Annotated in this window: 22 protein-coding genes; 16 read left to right on the plus strand and 6 right to left on the minus strand. The window is 49.8% G+C overall.

The features are described 5' to 3' along the window. Positions 1 to 92: 92 nt before the first annotated feature. Positions 93 to 263, plus strand: a complete 171-nt coding sequence (locus tag BW974_RS27375; protein ID WP_139329005.1) for a PQQ-binding-like beta-propeller repeat protein — start codon at positions 93 to 95, stop codon at positions 261 to 263. A gap of 102 nt (positions 264 to 365) precedes the next feature. On the opposite strand, the gene BW974_RS22695 is transcribed toward BW974_RS27375, so the two are convergent. Both BW974_RS22695 and BW974_RS22705 read right to left on the minus strand, forming a co-directional pair. Beyond that, a complete protein-coding gene (locus BW974_RS22695; protein ID WP_076433292.1) occupies positions 366 to 1,793 on the minus strand; it encodes an MATE family efflux transporter in 1,428 nt (475 codons plus the stop codon). A 685-nt stretch (positions 1,794 to 2,478) separates the two neighbouring features. Then, positions 2,479 to 2,646: a DUF1931 domain-containing protein gene (locus BW974_RS22705; RefSeq protein ID WP_076433296.1), complete on the minus strand. Its 168-nt coding sequence runs from the start codon at positions 2,644 to 2,646 to the stop codon at positions 2,479 to 2,481. A gap of 699 nt (positions 2,647 to 3,345) precedes the next feature. On the opposite strand from BW974_RS22705, the gene BW974_RS26045 reads away from it, so the two are divergent. From BW974_RS26045 to BW974_RS22720, 3 genes are all read left to right on the plus strand, one after another. Then, positions 3,346 to 3,588 (plus strand): hypothetical protein, encoded by a 243-nt coding sequence (locus tag BW974_RS26045; RefSeq protein WP_175609796.1) that lies wholly within the window; start codon positions 3,346 to 3,348, stop codon positions 3,586 to 3,588. A 922-nt stretch (positions 3,589 to 4,510) separates the two neighbouring features. After that, positions 4,511 to 5,299, plus strand: a complete 789-nt coding sequence (locus BW974_RS22715; protein WP_217694401.1) for a DUF8130 domain-containing protein — start codon at positions 4,511 to 4,513, stop codon at positions 5,297 to 5,299. Positions 5,300 to 5,605: 306 nt separating this feature from the next. Further along, positions 5,606 to 5,986 (plus strand): hypothetical protein, encoded by a 381-nt coding sequence (locus BW974_RS22720; protein ID WP_076433299.1) that lies wholly within the window; start codon positions 5,606 to 5,608, stop codon positions 5,984 to 5,986. Between the two features lie 97 nt (positions 5,987 to 6,083). On the opposite strand, the gene BW974_RS27600 is transcribed toward BW974_RS22720, so the two are convergent. Both BW974_RS27600 and BW974_RS22725 read right to left on the minus strand, forming a co-directional pair. Continuing rightward, positions 6,084 to 6,929, minus strand: coding sequence for a DUF7537 family lipoprotein (locus BW974_RS27600; RefSeq protein ID WP_449267264.1), 846 nt, complete (start codon positions 6,927 to 6,929; stop codon positions 6,084 to 6,086). Between the two features lie 143 nt (positions 6,930 to 7,072). Further along, positions 7,073 to 8,074 carry a DUF368 domain-containing protein gene (locus tag BW974_RS22725; protein WP_076433301.1) on the minus strand — a complete coding sequence of 334 codons (1,002 nt, stop codon included), beginning with the start codon at positions 8,072 to 8,074 and terminating at the stop codon, positions 7,073 to 7,075. Between the two features lie 949 nt (positions 8,075 to 9,023). Here BW974_RS22725 and BW974_RS22740 point away from each other — a divergent pair. Further along, a complete protein-coding gene (locus BW974_RS22740) occupies positions 9,024 to 9,269 on the plus strand; it encodes an antitoxin VapB family protein (RefSeq protein WP_076433305.1) in 246 nt (81 codons plus the stop codon). 3 nt (positions 9,270 to 9,272) lie between these two features. Next, positions 9,273 to 9,665 (plus strand): type II toxin-antitoxin system VapC family toxin, encoded by a 393-nt coding sequence (locus BW974_RS22745; RefSeq protein ID WP_076433307.1) that lies wholly within the window; start codon positions 9,273 to 9,275, stop codon positions 9,663 to 9,665. A 73-nt stretch (positions 9,666 to 9,738) separates the two neighbouring features. Here BW974_RS22745 and BW974_RS26050 read toward each other — a convergent pair whose 3' ends face one another. Then, positions 9,739 to 10,128, minus strand: a complete 390-nt coding sequence (locus BW974_RS26050; RefSeq protein ID WP_175609797.1) for an SWIM zinc finger family protein — start codon at positions 10,126 to 10,128, stop codon at positions 9,739 to 9,741. 177 nt (positions 10,129 to 10,305) lie between these two features. On the opposite strand from BW974_RS26050, the gene BW974_RS22755 reads away from it, so the two are divergent. Then, positions 10,306 to 10,647: a hypothetical protein gene (locus BW974_RS22755; RefSeq protein ID WP_076433311.1), complete on the plus strand. Its 342-nt coding sequence runs from the start codon at positions 10,306 to 10,308 to the stop codon at positions 10,645 to 10,647. After that, entirely contained in the window at positions 10,640 to 12,169 is a 1,530-nt protein-coding gene (locus BW974_RS22760) for a hypothetical protein (protein ID WP_076433313.1), read from the plus strand. The genes BW974_RS22755 and BW974_RS22760 overlap by 8 nt, the downstream gene beginning before the upstream one ends. 76 nt (positions 12,170 to 12,245) lie before the next feature. On the opposite strand, the gene BW974_RS25160 is transcribed toward BW974_RS22760, so the two are convergent. After that, positions 12,246 to 12,938 carry a hypothetical protein gene (locus tag BW974_RS25160; protein ID WP_139329006.1) on the minus strand — a complete coding sequence of 231 codons (693 nt, stop codon included), beginning with the start codon at positions 12,936 to 12,938 and terminating at the stop codon, positions 12,246 to 12,248. A 64-nt stretch (positions 12,939 to 13,002) separates the two neighbouring features. Here BW974_RS25160 and BW974_RS22765 point away from each other — a divergent pair, with 64 nt between their 5' ends. The 8 genes from BW974_RS22765 to BW974_RS22805 all read left to right on the plus strand — a co-directional run bounded on the left by BW974_RS22765 (position 13,003) and on the right by BW974_RS22805 (position 21,045). Then, a complete protein-coding gene (locus BW974_RS22765) occupies positions 13,003 to 13,788 on the plus strand; it encodes a DUF2971 domain-containing protein (protein ID WP_076433315.1) in 786 nt (261 codons plus the stop codon). 587 nt (positions 13,789 to 14,375) lie between these two features. After that, on the plus strand, positions 14,376 to 14,870 hold the full coding sequence (locus BW974_RS22775; RefSeq protein ID WP_076433317.1) for a hypothetical protein: 495 nt from the start codon (positions 14,376 to 14,378) through the stop codon (positions 14,868 to 14,870). 56 nt (positions 14,871 to 14,926) lie between these two features. Beyond that, entirely contained in the window at positions 14,927 to 15,307 is a 381-nt protein-coding gene (locus tag BW974_RS22780) for a hypothetical protein (protein WP_076433319.1), read from the plus strand. Further along, positions 15,304 to 15,636: a hypothetical protein gene (locus BW974_RS22785; RefSeq protein ID WP_076433321.1), complete on the plus strand. Its 333-nt coding sequence runs from the start codon at positions 15,304 to 15,306 to the stop codon at positions 15,634 to 15,636. Before BW974_RS22780 ends, BW974_RS22785 begins: the two co-directional genes overlap by 4 nt. Then, a complete protein-coding gene (locus BW974_RS22790; protein ID WP_076433323.1) occupies positions 15,633 to 16,040 on the plus strand; it encodes a hypothetical protein in 408 nt (135 codons plus the stop codon). The genes BW974_RS22785 and BW974_RS22790 overlap by 4 nt, the downstream gene beginning before the upstream one ends. 85 nt (positions 16,041 to 16,125) lie before the next feature. Further along, positions 16,126 to 17,355, plus strand: a complete 1,230-nt coding sequence (locus BW974_RS22795; RefSeq protein WP_076433325.1) for a hypothetical protein — start codon at positions 16,126 to 16,128, stop codon at positions 17,353 to 17,355. Positions 17,356 to 17,500: 145 nt separating this feature from the next. Beyond that, on the plus strand, positions 17,501 to 17,953 hold the full coding sequence (locus BW974_RS22800; protein ID WP_076433327.1) for a TRAM domain-containing protein: 453 nt from the start codon (positions 17,501 to 17,503) through the stop codon (positions 17,951 to 17,953). 1,658 nt (positions 17,954 to 19,611) lie between these two features. After that, the gene (locus tag BW974_RS22805; RefSeq protein ID WP_076433329.1) at positions 19,612 to 21,045 is read left to right on the plus strand and encodes a C69 family dipeptidase; all 1,434 of its coding nucleotides are present in this window, start codon (positions 19,612 to 19,614) and stop codon (positions 21,043 to 21,045) included. Positions 21,046 to 21,248: the final 203 nt, after the last annotated feature.

Genomic DNA, 21,248 nt, shown 5'->3' on the forward strand with positions numbered 1-21,248 from the left:
CCGCGTGGAACGCCGATAGTCGCCCATCACGACAACAGCCGCTTCATGCATGGTAATACAAACTCTGTTCGAACACGGTCACCGCTCCGGTTGTGGCTAACGATCGAATTTTCGTTGGTACTGCTAGTGGTCTTCTCGCTCTTCATGCTGTGACAGGGAAACGCCAGTGGCAATCAGATGAAAGCACGGTGAAGAGTCCACCAACAGTTGCGAGCGGAACAGTGTATGCTGCGACAACCGAACACCTGTCGAGGAGGTGCTAAACTAGACAGTGCCGGGATTATTATAACATCAACCGTTTGCCGGTTTCGACAGTATATCATAATTATAATAAAAAGGCAGGAAATCGAGCGAGACTGCGTTCGTTAGTCGTTCACAGCACTCTGTGCCGAGTCGGCGTGCTGTCGTTCATCGGTGAGATCTGCCTCCCGCCAGGTGCCCCGACGGAACCACAGAAACGCGATAACCGCACCAGTGACGTTCGAGACTGCAAATGAGAGCCAGATGCCCTCCGCTCCGAATGGACGGGAGGCAAACCAGGCAACCGGGAGGCGGATTACACCGAGCATCAATACCGAGATGACTGCGGCGGTCAACGTTTTGCCGGCTCCTCGGAAGCCGCCGGTGTAGGCGCGGACGACACCGATAAACCCGAATGTTGGCGCAACATACTGCAAGAAGGTTACACCCACGTCGGTGACTGCAGGATTGGTTGTAAAGACGGCGACGACCGGACGCGCACTCAGCCAAACGACGATACCCATAGCACCTAGAATTAAGAACATTGCCCGGGCTGCGAAATCGTTCGTCGCTGCGACGCGATCACGCTCATCGGCACCGATGTTCTGTCCGGTCATTGTCTCGACACCGCGGGCGACTGCAATCGCTGGCAGAAAGATCACCGAAAAGACACGGACGCCGATTCCATACCCAGCGACAACCGTCGTCGGGAAGAGGCCAACGATAATCAAGAGCAAGTTAACCGAGAGTGCCCGCCCTGTGACTTCGACCGACGCCGGGACACCGATTCTAAGCATTTTCCGGAGATACGATAGATTAGGAATCATCTGTTCAAGTCGGATTTGGAGTCCGTGCGACCCGTGGATCAGGATACTCAGTCCAACGACCATCGCAAGCATACGTGCAAAGATCGTTGCGTATGCCGCACCTGCCACTCCCAGTCTAGGAAACGGTCCCCACCCGAAAATCAAGAACGGATCAAGGACGATGTTGATGGCGACCGATCCGAACATGACGAGCATCGGCGTCACCGTATCGCCATAGCCTCGCATCAGCGCGACGAAAATCCAGAAGCCGAACATGAACACGAGTCCCAGAGAGATAATCCGCATATATGAGGTTGCAAGAGGCAATACGGCTGGTGAGGCACCAAGCAGTGCGAGGAGGTCCCCGACGAGAAAGTATCCTCCCCCTCCAATCATCAACGCTGCAACCACAGAGAAGACGACGGTCTGTGACGCCGCATAGCCCGCCTGCTGTTGTTCGTCAGCGCCTGTATGCTGAGCAACGAGGACGCTCCCAGCGACCGATAATCCCATTCCGAGCGCGATGAGCAAGAACACCATGGGAAACGCGAAGCTGATCGCGGCGAGCGCATTCGTGCTGTACTGGCCAAGCCAAAATGTATCTGTGAGATTGTAGGCCGTTTGGAGCAGGTTTGTTACGACGATCGGCAACGAAAGATAGAACAACGGCCTGGCGATGCCGCCCGAGGTGAGGTCGAACTCCTCACGCGTTTTGAAAACGTTTCCAAGGCGGTCGCGAATGCTCACCTCAATACCTCGTCCGCAATCGACCGCTCTCGAATCGGTGTCGGAGAACTGACCGCAATGTTCTCACGTAACTGACTATAGTCGATTTCTCGCTGTTTTGTATGGACTGCCGTCGAAGTACCGTTCCAGCCACCGTTCGTCCTTTTTTGCAAGTACATCACTGTCTCTCCCACATCTTCCATCGCGGTTCGCTTACGTCGTTGATTCATATCTATAAATTCATTTCTACTATCGTGCATTCGAGCACCCATCATTCGAACAATTCTGTATCACACTCTCCCCACTTGGAACCGTTTAGTGACAGGGTGGGCAGGATGAATTGACTTCCGGCCATCCTTTACAATCCCTTCGAGCACGAAATCAGCGAACGTGTGGTCGGTCATACGTAGATTGTGAATGTACTCAGAGAAATGGGAATGCCTCAATCTCCTTCCAGCCGTCCCCCGACTGACCGGTTTGACACGGATTGCGTCAAAGCCATCGGTCACAGTATCACATTCTTGGGCAAGCGACGGTCGGCCTACAACGTCCTCACTCGACTCCATGAGAGCGACGAGTTCGAAAGAAGAAGCCCGAAGCTCGCTGTGTGATCTGGATTCGACCGGAATAGCGGTCCGCCAGTAGGGAAATGAGTGCTGTGTAGCGACAAAAAAACAGGTTGATGCTAGCTTAAGGCGATGGGCAGCTACAAATCGCGCGCTTGGACGGTTTTACGATCGTTTTCTTCGGCTCGTCGGGAAGCGTTGTCGAGGACTGCTGCGACTTCGTCATCAAGTGCATCGTAGAAGTCGCTAGCCACGTTTTGTCCTTCGAGCTGTTCTTTCACTGCGGATTTGACAATCAAATCGGCCATACAAGCGCCCAGACGGTAGAATACTACAAAAAGACAGCGGCAAAATAGTCGAGAAAGGACCATTAATTCGGGTCACTGATGTCAATATCCTTTGAGTGATTGAGGGTTCAAGTTTCCGACGGTGACTGCTCGGTGGGTCGTAGATACGGTTGGGATAGAACGACGACCAGTATATGGCGACTCGAGAAGTTGCATGAACGCGGTGAGGTGGAACATGGGAAAAGTGAGTTCGCGAGTAGTTATCTGGTGGATTCCAGAAGGATAGTGAGTAAATCAGCGTGCCCCACATGCGAACGGTTATCAGCCAGAATGTGGAGTCTCTGCTGATCGATCCGTCATGTTCTAGACCACAAAGTCTAATATGGCACTATCTCGTAGTATGGCATATGCCCGTGAATGAGGATGCGCAGCGTCGGATGAACAAGGACGTCCGAGAAAACTCTGCACTGTATGCAGCGCTCGCTGACGCTGACGACGACGAATAACTACTTCTTCGCGTATTCTAGTACATCGTCAAAATAGCGCCGCCAGACGTCATAGAGCGGATCTCTCTGATAGATGTCTGCAAGGTAATGTTGGTAGTTCACCTCGAACAGTGTGAGATTCGTCCCTCGCTCGGCGAGTCCGTTCTGGATCCCAGTCGCCAGGAGGAAGGTCGTTTTCAGCCATAATCTCACGGAGGATAACGACCGCTGTTCGATGGTTTGCGTCCGGGAAAAAGTGCTTACCGACGAACGCTTGCATCCACAGAGCGCATTGGTCGTGGAGTGGTTCACCGTATGGAAATCGTTGCAGGAGTTTTTTGATATCTCCATTTCTCACGACCCATATATCATGCCGAAGTCGATGATCAAGAAGTCCTTGTCCAACGCGATACTCCATCCCATCCTGTTCCAGGAAATGGGTGTTTTGGAGCTTGATGTCCTCCGGATTGAGAAATGAGAGATCCTCGATCTTGGCAGGGGAATTATCGGGGGACACAAGCTGTCTTTTGTTGGTATTGGGTCAAAGAGCTTTCCCAGTGACGGTGGACCAGACGAATTCCAAAGAAAAAGTGAATCGATTCCCTGATTCACGAATTACGTCGAAAGACGTAGCTGCAGACAGGACACGTTCGTTTGAGTTCATCGATCACGCAATCACTTGTCTTACCGGTCCATCCACAGTCAGGAAATTGAGTGAGGCCAGTACTCATTTCATTCCTCAACGAGTTCCTGTACCAACTACTTTAGGAACGCAAGAAATGTCCTGAATCGACGATCGGATTGGCAGGTATATCTCCAAAGATACAAGTACATGTAGTAGTATTTATGGAATTTTGATAATATGGATTTAAGGCTGGATAGAGGCGTTCTATTCCGCGATACTACCTGTGTGAGCCCATATCGACTCGCAAACCTAAGGTTGGAATAGTAACAGAAATAGGAGCGTCTAAGGTTGGATGAGTAACAGGAATTAGTATTACTCGGTTAAGTCCAGTTTTCGGCCGCGTGAAGCCGTGAAAAGCTGCATTTACGATTTCGATCCAGCCTTAGAATCCTAAGGCTGGATTCTATGGCCGGAAACCAGCCCTACGCAATTCTATGCAATTTTAAAGCCGTCAAATGCCGATCTGTACCTCCAAATTCTTCCAAAGTAATAGGGGGGTACGAACAAATTGAACGAGGATCAACAGGGATAGGAATATCATGATCGCAAGACAGTTTTGAACAGCTGTATTTTCACTATTTGATAACTTCGTCTGAGCACTGAACCACTGATGACTCTCCCCCTCGATAATGGAGATAGTTGGTCACCTGCTGAACGTATTCGAATATGATCGCGTTCCGAATGGCTATGAGCGGTGCACGCGTCATGAGTAGGTATGAGCTCGGTCGATGACTACACTATCTCTAATTTTACGGTCACCACGACGACTGTGATGCCTACACACTCGTATCATCTCAGACCGTCCGCCTACTATTCTGATGAGGCCGTTGCTGACGAGTTCACGAATCCAACGATTGTCGATATTCCGATGATCGAGAATCCAGAGCATCGCGAAACGCTCCAGACGATACTCCAAGAGGGAGAGATTTGGACAGACGACATTCCGACTGGGCTTGCTGAACTCATTGAGGAGACCGACTTTTTCACCTGGGAAGCAGGAACCAATGATGTATGGACGCATATCGGCGTCGTACTCTACCGACGATCGCCCGACACGCCCTCAGCTCTTGCGATTACAGCCGAGTTGGAAAGTGAGCAAGTCACACCAGAATCCCCTGGGGTGATTGAATTTCGTGTGACCAATCGAAGTGACGAGGAACGAATCATTATGAGTGGACCGTCCCCACCATTGAGTGTCCTATGGGTTGAAGCAGACACTGACGACCGCTCATTCTTATTGTGGGGAGAGTATGCATCGAGTGGCCATATATCGTTCAGAGATGGGGAATTGGAAGTCAATTCAGTTAGAATCGGAACACGGATCGAACCGGGTGAGACGATCACTCGAACGTATGAGATTCGCGCTGGAACAGACGGGGTGGCACCTGGAGACTACGTGATTTCGGAGACACTCACGTCACGGCTTGGAGAGGAACCACCATCAGAGGCTATCGAGTGGACAGTCAGTTTTTCACTTACAGAGGCGAGTCGCGACGAGGCATGAGTAGATCACTTTGAAAGGGCACAATAGGTCGGCAGACGAAGGGAGATGGTTACAGGAGTGGTCGAGATTTGGGGCCACTCGATGTTAGTATTATATACTAACTTTGGAACCACCCAAGTCCAGAAAAGCGAGCTAAATGAGAGAGCGCGACGGAAGGGAGGCGAGTTCATTCAGGAACGAAAGCCAGCGGATGTACTCGAGATCGTGGAATCGCTCTTTTAGTGCTGTTTTGAATCGGTTAGCGGATTCAGGTAGTTGCTTATTGCTCTAGGAATGGATTTACCTTCAGGAAGCAATACAACATCTATGGTCACCACAGAATTCTCTTCAAGAGCTTTGTTCGAGCGCTATCTTCACTCGAGAGGATGGTGGCTGGTGATCCTCGCAATTCCGGTGCTTTTCGCTCTTTGGTTCGTTGTGACGATCTTTACAATAGGTATCGCAAGATTTGTTCCGCTCAATGTCTCTGGATTTCTGACGACGTATCTTGCTGGGGGGATCATCCTCATTAGTTATGCAGCGGCGCTTCTCTCCCTGCCTGCCGTGTATTCTGACCGCCAATATGTCCGGAAGCACTCCGAGTGGAAGCCAACCATACTCTATTATCTGATGGTCATTCCGCTGCTCAATGTCCCGATTGCATGCCTCTATCTGTATTTTCGGCATCGGCATCTCGGAATTCCGTGATAGTCTCAGTATGCGCTCTGACTGCAAACGAGAGTGAGCGCGACGAGCAGGGACGATTTGCGGAGCAAACGAGTGACGACAATGTTCTCAACAAGGATCACCGGTCATCTTCTCCTGTAACCGATTGATTCGTTGTAACATTGTGGATCCAGGCTGGTTGCGGGACTTGAGTACTCCCTATCCTAGTAAAGCGAACGGTTCTGCTTCCGGACACAGTCTGGTTTTTCGTTTGACCAGTGTAGATGAGCTGGTATTTATGAATCACACCCCAGCGATCAATCGTCGCTGTCAATGACGCATTCGTCACCGTCTCGAGACCGTGATAGTTTACGACAAGTGCTGGACGTTCAAGTCGTGTTAGTTGAACTTTATAGCGGGGTGAAGATGTATTCGGACGTTCTGTAACTATAAAGCCTTGAGACTGATTAAACGCGTTCAAGACAGCATAGAAATACTCGCGAGATGTGAATGTTTTAGCCACCGGTGCTTCGGAGCGATTAAAAACTTCAACGGTCGTGTTATTTTGGCCGATATATCTTTGGTAAACCGTATCTTTCTTGCCATAGTACTCATAGTGCTGTAAAGTAAAGCTGGCAAAGGTCGGTGGTGGAGTGGGAAATCGGGTTTGTGAATAGAAGTGTGTACTACTGGGACCACGTTGCGTTTGACCATGCGATTGGTACCGCACTGTTCTATTTGAATATCGCTGGACATTCGTCCAGGAGACAGTATAGGAGTCTTCTTGGAGAATCCGTGCATGGGCATCTGTAAGTGCGCCTATGTCGGTTACGCCTTGCGCAGTCAGCCCAGGGGCGAGTTGTCCCTGAAGAGTTGAGGTAGTCGACGTCTGAGGGTCAGATCCTGGAAGGAGGGAATTGCATCCAGCAGTAAGACAGAGACATCCAACCAGCAGGAGTGCGAGCCAGCGGCGAGGGATACCCATTGAGATTCAGTATCGGTGACAAGATAGCATAAATCCATTGAATCATTAGATGAGAATTGGATCGAGAGAAATGGAGATAATGAACTGACGGCTACGATGACAGATGATCGAGAACGCGATACGAGTGGTCAATTTATGCTATTTCAGATTGAGTCCAGATCAAGATCAACGGCATACCAGTCAAGTGCTAATAGGACAGCACCCCCAATCAGCGCTGCACCGACAAAGGCTATGATCACGTCTGAGGAAAAACCGATCTCGCTTTGGACTGTCTCTACCGGAGCGCGAAGTGCGCCCACGACAAGAGCAACAAGGAAGGCCATGGTTGCCCGCCGATTCCGATCTAATGAACGACGAACAACCCGCGAAATAGTGAAGAGACCAACAAGCCCGCCAAGAATGAACGTTACAACGACCGTTCCAAGGTCAGTCAACTGCCCGATCGGTCCACCCGTAACAACTCGACTCAGAGCGTCAATAAACTGGCTGAGCGTCGTAGACATTCGTGTGTATTGGCCGAGGATAACCAATAGAAGTGATCCGGAGATACCCGGAAGAATCATCGCACTGACGGCGATTGCCCCAGCGGAGAAGACGACGAGGAGGCCCCCACCCTCTAAGAACTCTATTGAACCAGAAAGAACGAAGGCGATGACGAAGCCAACGATGGCGGCAGTTGCCTGAAACACCGTTGCTATTTTCAGTTCCCGAAGGAGGATAATTGCCGACGCAGCGATCAAGCCGAAGAAGAACCCAAAGAGTAGCGTCGGGTAATTCTGATCGAGAATGTGTACAATTCGAGTGACGATGATCACGGCGGTAACAACGCCTGTGGCTAGCGAGAGGCCGAACCAACCGTCAATGTCTTCCCAAACAGCCAGTGCTTCCCGAACTGATACTCCATTATTGTGCGGAACAAGCGCGGCGAGTAGATGCCATAGTCGCTCCGGGGTGATAGCCGTAATCATAGCAATGAGGCGACCGTAGATACCCGCGATGAGGGCAATCGTTCCGCCGGAGACGCCCGGAACGGCGTCGGCACTCCCCATACAGATACCAATAACGAACGTCCGCAGCCACTCATATAGCGATGGGAGTGAGGTACGTAGTGTTGGTAACTCCTTGTTCCTCTGATCGGTTGTCATATTGAGTCTCCTTTAAGAAATCTACGCGTATCATTCATATTCGGATTAGTAATGACGTGATTTGAATATAGTATCGATCTGTGATGAGATCCGATTGCTGGTAGTCGTTGCATGGTGTATGGTTTTTGATTTGTTATCTTGTCCCCACAAGTATGAGCTATTGCGTGAGCATTTATTTGATTTCCAAGATTAGTAGGGTTCACCCGCAAGTAGACCCAAATTCAGCATGATGTCGATTTTGAGACTGCGTGTGTCATGTTGAATACTATTAGGGCACTTAAACAGTTCTGCGGCGCAATCGTTACTACGCACAAATTATTTCTGAATGGGGTGTTTATCCGAAAGTATCGATGGTAAGCCGTGAAAATTGGATAACGATCGCCTTTGTTGTCGTAGCCCTCCCCGCAGCGTACGCTGTCAACATTTTACTGGAATCAAACGGCATCGCTCAAGATACCGCTTTCACGATCTCGTTTTTCGTACTGCTTGTTGTCGGCGTTGGCCTCCCAAAATTTGCAACGCACAGCGGATGACCCTAGTCACGCACTATCAGTACTTGACGACATCAAGTAGTACGGTCTTCGTCGTCTGAATTACGTCGTATCTGTTAGTCGTGCATCCGCGCTTCCTGCGAGCGTTCGCTGGTCGGTGATATCCGAGAACGTCACTTGGCGTGCCATGGATAAAAAGAGTTGTAGTGGCGGTTAGTTCGGTAGTTCTATTCGTCTCATTCGCATGCACGGCCAGCACGGGAAGCCACCGAGGCACTCACAATCACAGTCTTCGGGTTCGAAGTCGTCGCCCCCCGAAGGGAATGCGTCGAGCGTCCCGTCTTCGGTTGCGTTATAGAATTCGAACAGCTGCTTATTCCCGAGCGGTACGTCTTTTGTCGAGATACTGCTGTTGAACCAGCGTAACATATAATAAATGTGTATGCGTATGTATGCACATGGGGACGAAAACTATTCGGTTAGACGATGAAGCTTATGACCGCCTCAAACACCGGAAGGGGGAAGGAGAAAGCTTCTCGGATGTGGTCAAACGGCTCGCAGGAGAGCGATCATTCTTGGAACTCGCGGGAATACTTTCGGATGAACAGGCAGATGCCGTTCGCGATGCAGTCGCTGAACTCCGCGAGCGTGAAAACGAACAGATGGCGGCACGTCGCGCCGAATTCGCTGGAGACCACGAGTAGTCAATGATTCTCGACACTAACGTCCTTATCGATGTAATGAACGGTGACGAGAACGCAATCGAGACTGTACGCGTTGCCGAGCGTGAGCGAGAACAGCTCTATCTTTCCGCACGGACGTTATTTGAACTCTATCAGGGGATACCCCGTGCACCAAACAGTGAACAAGAACAAGCAACCGTCGAAAAAGTCCTCGAAACAAGAGAGATACTGCCCGCGGACGGTGCAGTCATGAAGAAGGCTGGACGACTGTATGGCGACCTGATTACTGAAGGCAAACGTATCGATGTCGGTGATTGCATTATTGGTGCAACCGGTATCATCCACGAACAGGCGGTACTCACACGGAATACGTCTCATTTTGAGCGAATTCCCGGACTCGAAATCCGAAAATACTGACTTACATTGGTGTGACAGTGATATCTGTGAATGTCAATTGGCATGCCATGGATAATAAGGGTTGAAGCGGTGGTTAGTTCGGCAGTTCTTTTCGTCCTACTCTCACGCACGGCCAACACGGGAGGCCACCGAGACCGTCGCAGTCACAGTCTTCCGGTTCGGCATCGTCTTTATCCTCGGACGGGAATGCCTCGAGCGTACCATCGTCAGTTGCGGTTTCGACGGCGGCCATGTGTTTGCAGTAGGCGTTGCGGTGGACGTGGTGCGGGCACGTGCAGGCCATCAGTTCCTCTGTCACGTCGTCGATGGAAACGGTGTACTGGTGGGCTTCGGAGTTCTCGTGGCTCTCATTGGTGACTTTGATGAGTCCAAGAGAATCGACGTCGAAGGAGAACTGTTCCCATTGTGCGCGGTTCTGTGCCGTCTCGTCAGCTTCAAGTTCACTAGGCGATTTCGTTGACATGGTCTTTCGAGTTGCATTTTGGAAGACCAGTGCCGGGTGTTCAAGCACCCGGCGCGTTTCTACACACGCCCGAGGGCACCGTTCTTCCTACCATATCCTATGTGGGAGCCGGTATTAAAGATTTCGGTATCCTACGTAGGAGTTGGTGTTAAGTAGGTGGCTGTGATACTATGCGCTATGACTGAAAATGAGAGTGATCGTGACGAGCAGGGACGATTTGCGGAGCAAACGAGTGATGATGATATTCTTCGAGTGATTCATGCGGCCGAGTTTCCGGCAGTAACCGCCCGGTGGGTTGCAGATACGGTCGGGATGGAACGGCGGCCAGTACATCAGCGGCTCGAGGAGTTGCATGAACAGGGCAAGTTAGAACGCGGGAAATTGAGTCCGCGAGTGGTTATCTGGTGGATTCCGGAAGAGTGGCTACAAATAGAAATTGTTCTTGAAGAAGAGTGTCTACGAAGATCTGTGCATTACTCATTTCTAATAGGTGTGAGTATGAGCGAAACAGATGTCTGAGGACAAAGCCAAATCAATCATTCGGGAAGGGGTAGAAGGATATATACATGAGATAGAGTGCTATGCGGTAGAAAACAACGTTGGTATCCCAGAAACTGCAGTTTTTACTCCAACGAAGTCCTCACGAGAAGATCCGGAAAAGATAGTAAAGAAACCGTCTAAATTGGTTGAATATGGGCGTGTACCAGGGAAGTATTTTCTTAATGAGGCCGTCAGTGAGCTAATTGAGACAGAAAATGGTTTTGACATTCCACCCGGGGTGGAGTCCCAGAAGGAAGAAATCGTCCCTCAATACTATCGAAAGAAGTTAGCGGAATTTACTAAGTGCGTTCTTGACTATGGTGGAACGTTTGAATTCAAGCCCCAAGCATTTGATTCAGCCTTTGATGATCACATCTCTCCCCGGTACTCATCTACCCATTGTCACGAGGTGATAATTCCACTGCCAAAGTTGAGTTTATATGATAGCGAAAATGTAAGAAATGAGAATTTATTGTTGTCTCCGCTGATTTCCTCTTCTCGATCAGGCGCATACAAATGGAAGGTCGCTTCAGGACCAACAATTTCTAAACTCACTGATCGAGAAATGGCAGGCATTCAAACGTATGGCCATCCTCATGTTTCTTCAAAGAAGGGGAAGACAAAGAAAGATCTCCAGTGGTATTGTAAACTCCGAACGGAAATTGAAATTGAGCATTCACCGACGGCCCACAGTGATTCTAGACCCGGAATTAACCGAAATTGGACTGGAGGTTTGGCGCGAAGAATTGGCGCTAGAATTGGAGAGCAAGTACTAACAACGCTCCGTCTATATCGACCACGCAACTATGTGGGACTTGGACCGATTTATACTGTCGAAAATGCTTGGCTTTCCTACCGTAATTACTGTGCAGATATTAGTGGTTCATATAATGGACCTCGTTCACATGGCGGCCCTACTGTTAGGATAGAAAACTATCTCTTGGAAAGAGACCAATTCAACGATTTCTACGAATTTTGGGAGAGACATGGTGAGATCTGCGATCCGTTAGACGATTCAGAACTGTCTCGACCGATCAGGCGTCTGAACCAGGCATTCGGTGATAAGAGATATGAAGATAAAGTCATAGATTGTTATCTTGGCTTTGAGACTACGCTTGCAAAAGAACGTGGCGTAAATCGATTCCAATTCCCAATAAGAGCACTTCTTCTTTTTAAAAATACTTCTCTTACCTTTCCAGATGGCTCAGAGATTAGTCTTGAATTTATTTATGAGTTCTTCGAAGAACTCTATAATCGTCGGAATGGAATAATACACGACGACTCTGATCTGCAGCTGGGACGTTTTGAACAACGAGAAGAGTGGTCGGATGACATTTCACCCGAAGATCTCTCTAATCGTGAGTTTATTCTCTTTGGGCGGTATTTCCTTGCAAAAGCGCTCCAAGAATATAATAAGATCATTGAGCAAAATGGGACCACTGTCGAAGAGATAAACCGTACAAGGTTAGACAGAGAAATTGTAGATTTGTTAAAACAATAAGATTGCTCGCATCCTCCTTTAATTCACTTTTGGCACCATACAATTAGATAAGACAAATATATGTATTAAATTAAAATTATAAGGAGGATTTGGTAAGAAGGGAAGAGACCCCATATTCAGACGTAAGATAATCGGTTAGAACAGGAAATATATAATTAGAGGCATAAGGAGATACAATTACTTCATCAACCATTTCGGGGAAATCAATATCGGTTCGGGGAATAGGATCATCTAAATCAGCTACATCAGAATAGCTAAAATCATCATCTCTCTTTGAAAAAAGATCACTTGGTGTAGTAATCACGCGCACAGCATCTTCACAATCATAATTCATAGATTTATATTTAAATATATCAAATAAGGAAGTACGCGTATAATTACTACCATTTCGTTCTAATTCGAATGAGAAGTCATTCCAATCTTCGTAGTGAACATTCCGGATTTCAAGATTTGTAGCACTATTCGAAAGGGAATTATTAAGTGCGGTAAGAGATGTTTTTAACGCAAGTGGTTTTTCAGAATTCCGTTCCCACATAGCTCGAGATTCATATGAATTAGAATACCACTCAGAGATACTTACGCATTCAACGATGTGTCTCCAGCATCTTGAGGCGAGATTTTCGATTTTTTCTTCTCCTGGAAAATAGTCTCCCGTCTCAAGATGACCTGAGGCTAGATTAGTAGGCAGTATTTGATTTTCGATCATATATAGTAAGTCTACAGTTTCAACATACTGCCACAAAATGATATCGTCTGAAGTAGTACTCATTGGTGTTAGTTGAACAACAATCTGCAGGTATTAAATAGTGTCACTCTGAACTGAAGCTACTTACATGCCTTACGTTGAGCGGATCAGCGATCAAAGTGACTCCGAGTATGATGAGTACGAAAACGCATTCCCAGATCCGAATATTGGCATAAATGAATATGTATGGCGATATCTATCTATCGAGCAATTTATTAGCTTATTCAAAAGCTCAAAACTCTATTTTTCACGAGCAGACAGGATGGCTGATGAATTTGAGGGTACAATACCAAAAGGAGAAAACTTGGATGAAGATGTAGAACAGATATATAAAAAATGGAGAAGACTAGTTCATCTCAACTGCTGGAATGTGAACAATACAGAGTCTATGGTAATGTGGGAGTTTCATGCACCAAAAGGAGTCGCAATACGATCCACTTTGGATCATTTATTAAGATCATTAGATTCGGAAGCAGATTTCACTATCCATCTGGGAGAAGTCAAATATATAAACTTCTCTGAAGATAAATTAAACCTGATAGATTATGGTGATGATTCTCGATCGGGAAATTTATTTGAACCATTCCAATATAAGCGTGAATATTTTACTGAAGAAAGAGAAATTAGAATTATGACGAATCCTTTGGCAGATTTGTCGCGTCGTGAGGAGCTTAAAGGAACATCAATTCCTCCTTCAGAGCTTGAGGATATGCAGGAGCGAGCACTTCTAGTGGATATTAACTTGAGCGAATTAATTGAGGAGGTCGTAGTCCATCCTAACGCTAGGGGCTTGGCGTTTAACTCGATAAAGACTGTAGCAGAGCGAACCCAAGGATTGGGGGATCGCGTTCATCGATCTTCAATTAAAAGATAAAAACGGGATTCGTACTGCTAATCCCCATTCTAAGGTAAAATATAACTGGTGCAGTCGATCAGAAATATATTAATACATTTAATCTATTTCTCTCGGGTCTTCTACATATTCATAAAGTCCACGAGCACAACGAGTAATCCAACCCGCATCTCTCAATCGGCGGAGATGATACTCAACATTCGGTTTTTTAATCCCTGTCTGATCAATAATGAAGCGAGGGTTCGCACGCCCCCAGGGGTTGTCACTCTCTTGACCGTCCTTAAATACACTAAGTACACGATCACAATCTTCAGAAGGGTCGAAATCTTCGTTGACCATTTCTATGCGATTCATAGTGCAGTACAGTACAAAAGATGGTTTGATATGCAAAATAGTTTACTTTGGATACTGCAGAGCATTATGTAATACATAGTTTTATTGCCCTCTAAAACGAAGACATAATTGTAGAAGCGTGGGACGCCTTCACAGAAAGGCCGGTGTTGGATCCACCGACCGCGCTTCTGAGGTCACAGAAGCATGACTAGCAATACCCTTTCCGTAGAAAAACGCATCGACTACCAACCACCATTTTCCGGAGGACAGGACTAATGGCGGCCTTCGACGAGAAACCCAACGGTGGACTCCTCTCCCTCGAGGCCCAATTCGGCGCAAAAACCTTCCACCCCGTCAAACGCCTCGAACCTACACCCCAAACAGCCACTCAGGACCCCAACCAACCCACGCCCGATACCGACGAGCCAATCACCCGTGCGTACCTCGTCGAACTCCGCGTGGGCTTCCAAACCCGAACCAAGACCACTGACCAAGCGCCCTACCTGTACTGCATCTACGCCACGCCGGACTGCCAACGGTTTTTCGAACGTCGTTGCCCGATCGACTACGACGAAGAGGGCTTCCAGATTCCCGAGGACACCGACACCTACCGCTCGGTCGCCACCACCAAAACGGGCAATCCACAGCTCCCTTCGACACCACCGGGCGAAACCCACGCAGAAACCCGCAGGCACTACCAGTGCATCCTCGAACGGTGCTACGGCATCGACGCCACCACTCACACCACCTCAACCGAGGTGCACACGTAGATGGCCCCCACTGAACGCCCTTCCCAGAGAGCAACAGCCATCGGCGGTGATGGGCGATGACCCGCACGTCCACCTCGATCACCCCCGAGGAGATCGACGACACATTCGAACGCTGTCCGGACTGTGGTACCTACGCGGTGCAGATCACCGACTCCCATTACTGTAACAGCCGGTTCACAAGCAACCTCACCGATGCCGAACGCGACCAGCGCATCGCTGCCGATCCCTATCCTGGCGATGAGACGGTCGCTATCGTCGATCAATTTGTAGGCGACGCCTTTGCCTATCACGAACTCGACGCAGACGACGAGCCACACTGTACGCTGCAGACCGACAACCCACTCGCCTATTGCACTCGTAAAGAGGCACAAGACGACCAATACGCACCCTGCCAGCTCTGTCAACGCCTTCGCGAAAAACGGGAGGCAGACCAATGACCGACCGAGAAACGGTTCTCGCATTGGCGTGTGCAGACCCAATCCAGATCAACACTGAGCAACGCACGTTCACGGGCGTTGTCTATCAGTGTGAGCATTCGGAGCCCGAACTCACCTGCCGAGGCCCCGAGCCCGGCGAGCACGTCCTGTACGTTGCGACCCCAACCCACGATCTGTATCGTCTGCTGTTCGCCTACTACGACGAAATTGAGCACACCGAAGCCACACTCGAGCACTACGATCTCTCACCAAGTGGTCGGTACACCTGGCTTCGGACGGGTGCGCAGGTCGAGTGCATCATCAACCCGACGGGAGGTGAGCAAGCGTGAGTACCGACCAGCACTCGATCGTTCCCAAGCCACTGAATCCACGCAATGCCGGTACACTCGTCCAGCAACTCTCACCCGGTGATCGCGTTCGCATTACGACGACCGACTTGCCACGAACGATTCTGACGGTGCAAGAGACACACCCACTGACGAGTCGAGCACCACAGCTGGTGCTGACAGCGCCACCGGTGACGACGACTGCACAGGACGAGGTCCACCAAGCCACCTACCACTGCACGGCCAACCGCTCAGGTTCCTCTATGAATGTCATCGAGTACATCCACACCGTCAGAGACACCACCACTCGCTGTATCGGTACGCTCACCACCATCGCCCATCTTCCGCGGCTCTCAACGCCAGTAGACGACAGGACGGCCAAAGCAGAGGTGTCTGCCAATGAGTAACACCACGATTTCCACTGACTTCGCTGCTAAAACCGCTGTGAAACCACCGAAATTCGAAGATCCAATTGCAGGGAGTGATCGATAGATGTCGGCAACAACCGATTCTGTCACCCAGTCACACCAACTGAGTCCGAAAAACGTCCAAAAGACCTTCTGGACGGACAGCCAGGGTGACGCACAACTCGATGCACTCGCCGCACTCAACGACTGTTCGCAGGGCGCACTCCTACGGTCACTCGTTGACCAGGCCTTTACTGAGCAATTCGACGAGCTTGAGCCAGCACATATCGAACACAATCAGGTTTCCGTCGAAGATCTCCAGGCACTCGCAAATGGCGAACTCACCGTCGAAGAACTCGATCTGACTACCAACACACCCGAGCCAGTCACGGAGTACGAACCGGACTCGTACTATCTCACAGTCACCCCCGACGACCTCGCTGAACCCGGCCCCGAACTCGACTGGGAAACCCTGCGGGATGCCGTGAAAAATCCCGAGGAGGGTGGGTACTGGAACGACGAACTCGAAATCCACGAGAGTCGAATTGGCGATACGACATTGAAAGCCAGCCACTTGCCTGCTGCCCGCATTCTCGCAGGACTGGCTCGTTCGAACGCCTACGAGAACGGCATCGTGCCGCGGGCGACCATCGACGACCTCGTCGATGAGTACTGTCTGCATCTCACCAACCGACTCACTGCCGACGAACAGGAACGCGGGAAAGCGCATATCCGTGAGACGTACACGACGCTCATCACCGACCACTTGTACGAAAATCCGTCACCAGTCGCCGACTCATACTTCTGTACGAAGACACAGCGCACGAAGCGATTGCAGGCGGAAGTGAATACCGCTCACCGGCTCGCCCAGCAGGCCGACACCATCACCGACTTCGAGACGTGGAAACTGGACGAAGAAGAACGGAAACGGGAACGGAAACAAACGCGTGACACGAGTGAGAGCGACGCAGGCGGCGAGGTGACGCGTGACCAGTGGTTCTATGATCTCCACCACTGGGTGACCGAGATTCTGCAAGCGAAATATATCGGTCGCACGTATGCCATGGAACTTCGGCGGGATGCGTACGACATTCCCACTTCTGACGCAGACGATAGGGCCGATCGGAACGCCGATAACGATGGAAAGAGCGCGCCGGGTTCCAATGAGGACGACACACCGGCAACGGCGTTCGACGCACTTCACGAGCATCTCCGTACTGCGCGGACGGCCTTCGGCACCCTCCCGGCGGACGTGAAGGCCGAGGTCATCGAGGACCTCGACGATGCGTTGCTCGCCGCTGCCCGTTTCGACTAACGAGTACTCCAGCGATGATCGCCTGCGGTTTATAGCGATAGCTTTCTCACTCCAATTGCCGAGTAACCTCTCACACCCGTATTGTCGTCTCCAGTGGCGGATACAAACACAGATTCTTGTATTTACAGACTGATTTCGTAGGTAGATGGAGATTCCCGACCAACTACGCTGTCTGTTTAGTAGCGAAATCAAAGCAGAGGATGGATCATACACGTTCACTGTGCCAAGCCGAGAAATTGAAGATGGCGACATCCAGCCGGACGGTGCATACCGTGTGGCAATACTGAAACAGCCGGCATCAGCGGACAGCCCAGCGCGAGAGACAGCACCCTCGACTACATCACCGTCGACACGCCAGGAACAGAAGCAAGACCAACAGTCGAATCATTCAACAGCCCCAGTCGAAGAGGGCGACCGCCGAACAGTCGAAATCGAAGACGTTGGTGAGCAAGGCGATGGTATCGCCCGCGTCGAGCGCGGCTACGTGATTATCGTGCCCGACACGGAGAAACGCGACCGAGTTACAATCGAGATCGACAATGTCACGCCAACCGTGGCCTTCGCCGAGGTCGTCGAACGGAAAGCCCACTACGAGTAGTCTCCGAGCTTGTTCTCTAGCGTTTCCACGATTGTTCGACTACGCCGGTCGTGCCGTCCACAACCGGGAAACAGTCGAGTCACACTCAAAGGTGAGAGCCGGGGGCAGATTGATCATCACCGCGAGCTGAAGAGCCCGCTCTCACACCCGGTCCACCTACCGTCAACCCAATAGGAGTGATATCACTCGGCGAATTCTCGTCCAGCCGCGAAACCCAATTCTTTAGAAAATCGCGCTCTCGATGCAACGAAACACCCCTCGAACGGAGTGATATCACAATCGTCGATCTTCTTTTCGTCCACGTGATCCTACCGAATCCGTCCAGCTAATACAATCGAAGATGGTTCTCACGGTGGCCACCCACACGAAAACACACAAACCACGACAAGAGACGAACCACGAGAGAAAGACGCATTCCGGACGACCACGGGTCGTCCGTCACTACACCAGCTGTTCTACGGACTTCTAGAATACATGGCCATTTAAAATTTTCTATAACTGTAAGCGGATTTATTTTGTTTTATTGCTAGCTTTCGCAGTTATTTCCGTGTGTTTGATGAATCGTCGTCGTTATTCGTCGGTTTCGTCCCTACACCGAGACGAGTGTGGAAGAAACTTGAACGACGAGAATACGGCTGGTTGTGATATCACTCGTCCAGGACCTCTCGCCAGGTGATCGCGTTTATATCACGATGACCGATTTGCTACGGACGAATTGCACCGTTAGGGAGAAGAGGGTGTCAGCCCAGTAGAGTTTCAAAAGTACCCTCGTTGAATTGAACATCCATCATAGCGGTATATGATGTCAAATATCACATAGAAGTTTGAAAATAACCTCAGTTAGTAGGTTCTAACGACGGTGTCAGTAGCAGGTGCGATGACGATATTGCAGCACGTGGCCTCCGTCGCTAAGAAATCAACTGCCCACCAGAAACGATTATTGACAGTATACGATAATCATACCCAGTAAACGAGTATTTTAGCTAGCTCCTGTTTCAAAGCACTAGTGTTATTTATTGCTGACTCTGAAATCGGGTGTGACTACCATTGGATCAAATTTTGATGTGGAGCTACAACTAGCATGCAGTGGGTACCGAATTACCGTTGACGAGGGCCGTGAGTCGTTTTTTGCAATCTGTATCGAAGAACCGGGGAATGAAAAAGCGTGGATTATGTCGGATACCGCTCAATCATTGAAAACAATGCGCTAGTACGCTAACTCGGCTCGCGGAAAAACGCGTTGCAGCAGGTTCTTATTTAGCATCCTCCCCGCACTAAAGGGCGTGGCCTCCTCCTCGAACTTCCGTACTGATGAGGAGTGACAACACCGATATTGAAGATGCACAGAAGGTGAATCACTTCGGGATCACACCCCGAGTCACAACACCCCCACGAGTGGAAGTAGATTTGCGATGAGAATTGGGAGGAATGCAATCGTAGTTGGCGAGGCATCGCCGTACCGGGTGGCGGACATTAGTTAAGCAATCATTTTATCAAATCAGACATCTGATGAAGCGGTATTCGTAAATTCCTCTTCCCGGCTTTCGAATTCTATTCTCAAACGTTTGTGTCACCAATCAATTGGATCAACGGGCTGTGCGAAGCGTGCTCATGGCACAACGATTTATACTATGTTTCCAGTAGTCTACGCTACATCCATGACTCAATCTGCAAAGAGACCGCTGAGCTGCGATAACGCAGTCGCACTTCCCGATGTAACACATTCAGGAAACCTGATTTTCGGAAAAAACAGCGATCGACCTGCATTCGAGTGTCAGCCGGTTGTCTACGGAGATGCGAAGAGTCCACCGCCAGGTGCAACGTTGCAACTCGCAAACCGCACCCTCTCACAGCCATCAGAAACGTACGCAACACTTGGAAGTGCTCCATACTGGTGCTGGGGCTATGAATTAGGAATCAATGAACATCACGTCGTCATCGGAAACGAAGCCGTCTTTACGAAACCCTGGAAAGCGGCACTTGACGCTTCTGACCGGGGTGAACCCCCGGATAAGGGGATTTTGGGTATGGAGTATGTACGCCTCGGTTTAGAGCGAGCGACGACGGCCGAGGGAGCAGTCGATGTTATCAGCAATCTCCTCGAAGAATACGGGCAGTTCGGTTCAGCAGTCGCCGGGGAGAGTCTTGAGAAGGGTGCATACGACAACTCGTATCTCATCGCTGACCCAAATGAGGCATGGGTTCTCGAAACGGCTGGTCGGCGATGGGCAGCAAAACGAATTTCGACTGGATCGGACTCGATATCGAACGAACTGTCGATTCGACATTCCTGGACGAAAGGATCAGATGATTTAATCGCACACGCAATCGCACAGGGGTGGTGGCCAGAAGAAGGTGACCTGTTCGATTTCGCTGACGCGTACACCGACCATGGAACCGCTCTACAAGTCTCTCATATTAGGTACAAACGTTCTCAGCAGTTGCTCGATACCTTCACTAAAGACGGTGAGTTCGATATCGAAGTAATGCAACGAATTCTTAGAGATCATTACGAAGGAACATTTCTTGATGGACCGAAATTCAACGCGACACTGCCGGATTTCTTGACGATTTGTATGCATGCATCCCCGGCAGAATTCACGTGGGGTGATAGCGTCAGCTCAGCTGTTTTCGAGGTACCACCAAACGATGATGGATTTGCAAAACTGTGGTGGACACCTGGACCACCCTGTATGGGTGTCTATATTCCATTTTATATCGAAAGTGGAACCGTCCCGCCAGTAGTTTCGAACGCTGGAACGGCAACCCGCCAGGTAGTGCATCCAACCAAGGTTAGCGAAGATGAGGCCAAAGAGGAATCGTACTGGTGGGAGTTCAAACAACTACTAATGGCCATGAAGGGAGACGAATACGGCCGGGACTTCGAAACGAACCGCGAAATCGTCCGCGGTCGTTTTGACAAGCTAGAATCAAAGTTCCGTGATCAAGCTGTCGACAGAGAGGAGAAAGCTCGTGAATTCTATGACAACGGACAAAATGAGGCGGGAAGTGAAGTACTGGCATCATTCACTGAAGCCTGTGTCTCAGAAGTCCGTGGTGAGATAGATCAACTCCTACAGATGCTCGGATAACTGGGATTGCAGCAGCCGTCACTATCAGAATCACTAAAATAATGAGTTTCGCGAGTGTCCCGGAATCATCCCAAACCGCTTTTGTTATGCTGTCGATCCCCTGTGCGATGCGTTTGATTCGTCCAGCCATCTGAATCACTTTCCCAATGTTCTACTAGTTTCTTGGTTCCCAGCATACAGAGGTACGCTTTTTGGCTAGTGTT

The sequence above is a fragment of the Haladaptatus litoreus genome (assembly GCF_900156425.1).
In the GTDB taxonomy this organism is placed as follows: Archaea; Halobacteriota; Halobacteria; order Halobacteriales; family Haladaptataceae; genus Haladaptatus; species Haladaptatus litoreus.

Excerpts from the sequence above, each read along its gene's own strand:
- BW974_RS22705 (WP_076433296.1), bottom strand. The coding sequence starts at position 2,646 with ATGGCCGATTTGATTGTCAAATCCGCAGTGAAAGAACAGCTCGAAGGA.
- BW974_RS26045 (WP_175609796.1), top strand. The coding sequence starts at position 3,346 with ATGGTTTGCGTCCGGGAAAAAGTGCTTACCGACGAACGCTTGCATCCA.
- BW974_RS22715 (WP_217694401.1), top strand. The coding sequence starts at position 4,511 with ATGAGCTCGGTCGATGACTACACTATCTCTAATTTTACGGTCACCACG.
- BW974_RS22720 (WP_076433299.1), top strand. The coding sequence starts at position 5,606 with ATGGTCACCACAGAATTCTCTTCAAGAGCTTTGTTCGAGCGCTATCTT.
- BW974_RS27600 (WP_449267264.1), bottom strand. The coding sequence starts at position 6,929 with ATGGGTATCCCTCGCCGCTGGCTCGCACTCCTGCTGGTTGGATGTCTC.
- BW974_RS22725 (WP_076433301.1), bottom strand. The coding sequence starts at position 8,074 with ATGACAACCGATCAGAGGAACAAGGAGTTACCAACACTACGTACCTCA.
- BW974_RS22740 (WP_076433305.1), top strand. The coding sequence starts at position 9,024 with ATGGGGACGAAAACTATTCGGTTAGACGATGAAGCTTATGACCGCCTC.
- BW974_RS22745 (WP_076433307.1), top strand. The coding sequence starts at position 9,273 with ATGATTCTCGACACTAACGTCCTTATCGATGTAATGAACGGTGACGAG.
- BW974_RS26050 (WP_175609797.1), bottom strand. The coding sequence starts at position 10,128 with ATGTCAACGAAATCGCCTAGTGAACTTGAAGCTGACGAGACGGCACAG.
- BW974_RS22755 (WP_076433311.1), top strand. The coding sequence starts at position 10,306 with ATGACTGAAAATGAGAGTGATCGTGACGAGCAGGGACGATTTGCGGAG.
- BW974_RS22760 (WP_076433313.1), top strand. The coding sequence starts at position 10,640 with ATGTCTGAGGACAAAGCCAAATCAATCATTCGGGAAGGGGTAGAAGGA.
- BW974_RS25160 (WP_139329006.1), bottom strand. The coding sequence starts at position 12,938 with ATGAGTACTACTTCAGACGATATCATTTTGTGGCAGTATGTTGAAACT.
- BW974_RS22765 (WP_076433315.1), top strand. The coding sequence starts at position 13,003 with ATGCCTTACGTTGAGCGGATCAGCGATCAAAGTGACTCCGAGTATGAT.
- BW974_RS22775 (WP_076433317.1), top strand. The coding sequence starts at position 14,376 with ATGGCGGCCTTCGACGAGAAACCCAACGGTGGACTCCTCTCCCTCGAG.
- BW974_RS22780 (WP_076433319.1), top strand. The coding sequence starts at position 14,927 with ATGACCCGCACGTCCACCTCGATCACCCCCGAGGAGATCGACGACACA.
- BW974_RS22785 (WP_076433321.1), top strand. The coding sequence starts at position 15,304 with ATGACCGACCGAGAAACGGTTCTCGCATTGGCGTGTGCAGACCCAATC.
- BW974_RS22795 (WP_076433325.1), top strand. The coding sequence starts at position 16,126 with ATGTCGGCAACAACCGATTCTGTCACCCAGTCACACCAACTGAGTCCG.
- BW974_RS22800 (WP_076433327.1), top strand. The coding sequence starts at position 17,501 with ATGGAGATTCCCGACCAACTACGCTGTCTGTTTAGTAGCGAAATCAAA.
- BW974_RS22805 (WP_076433329.1), top strand. The coding sequence starts at position 19,612 with ATGACTCAATCTGCAAAGAGACCGCTGAGCTGCGATAACGCAGTCGCA.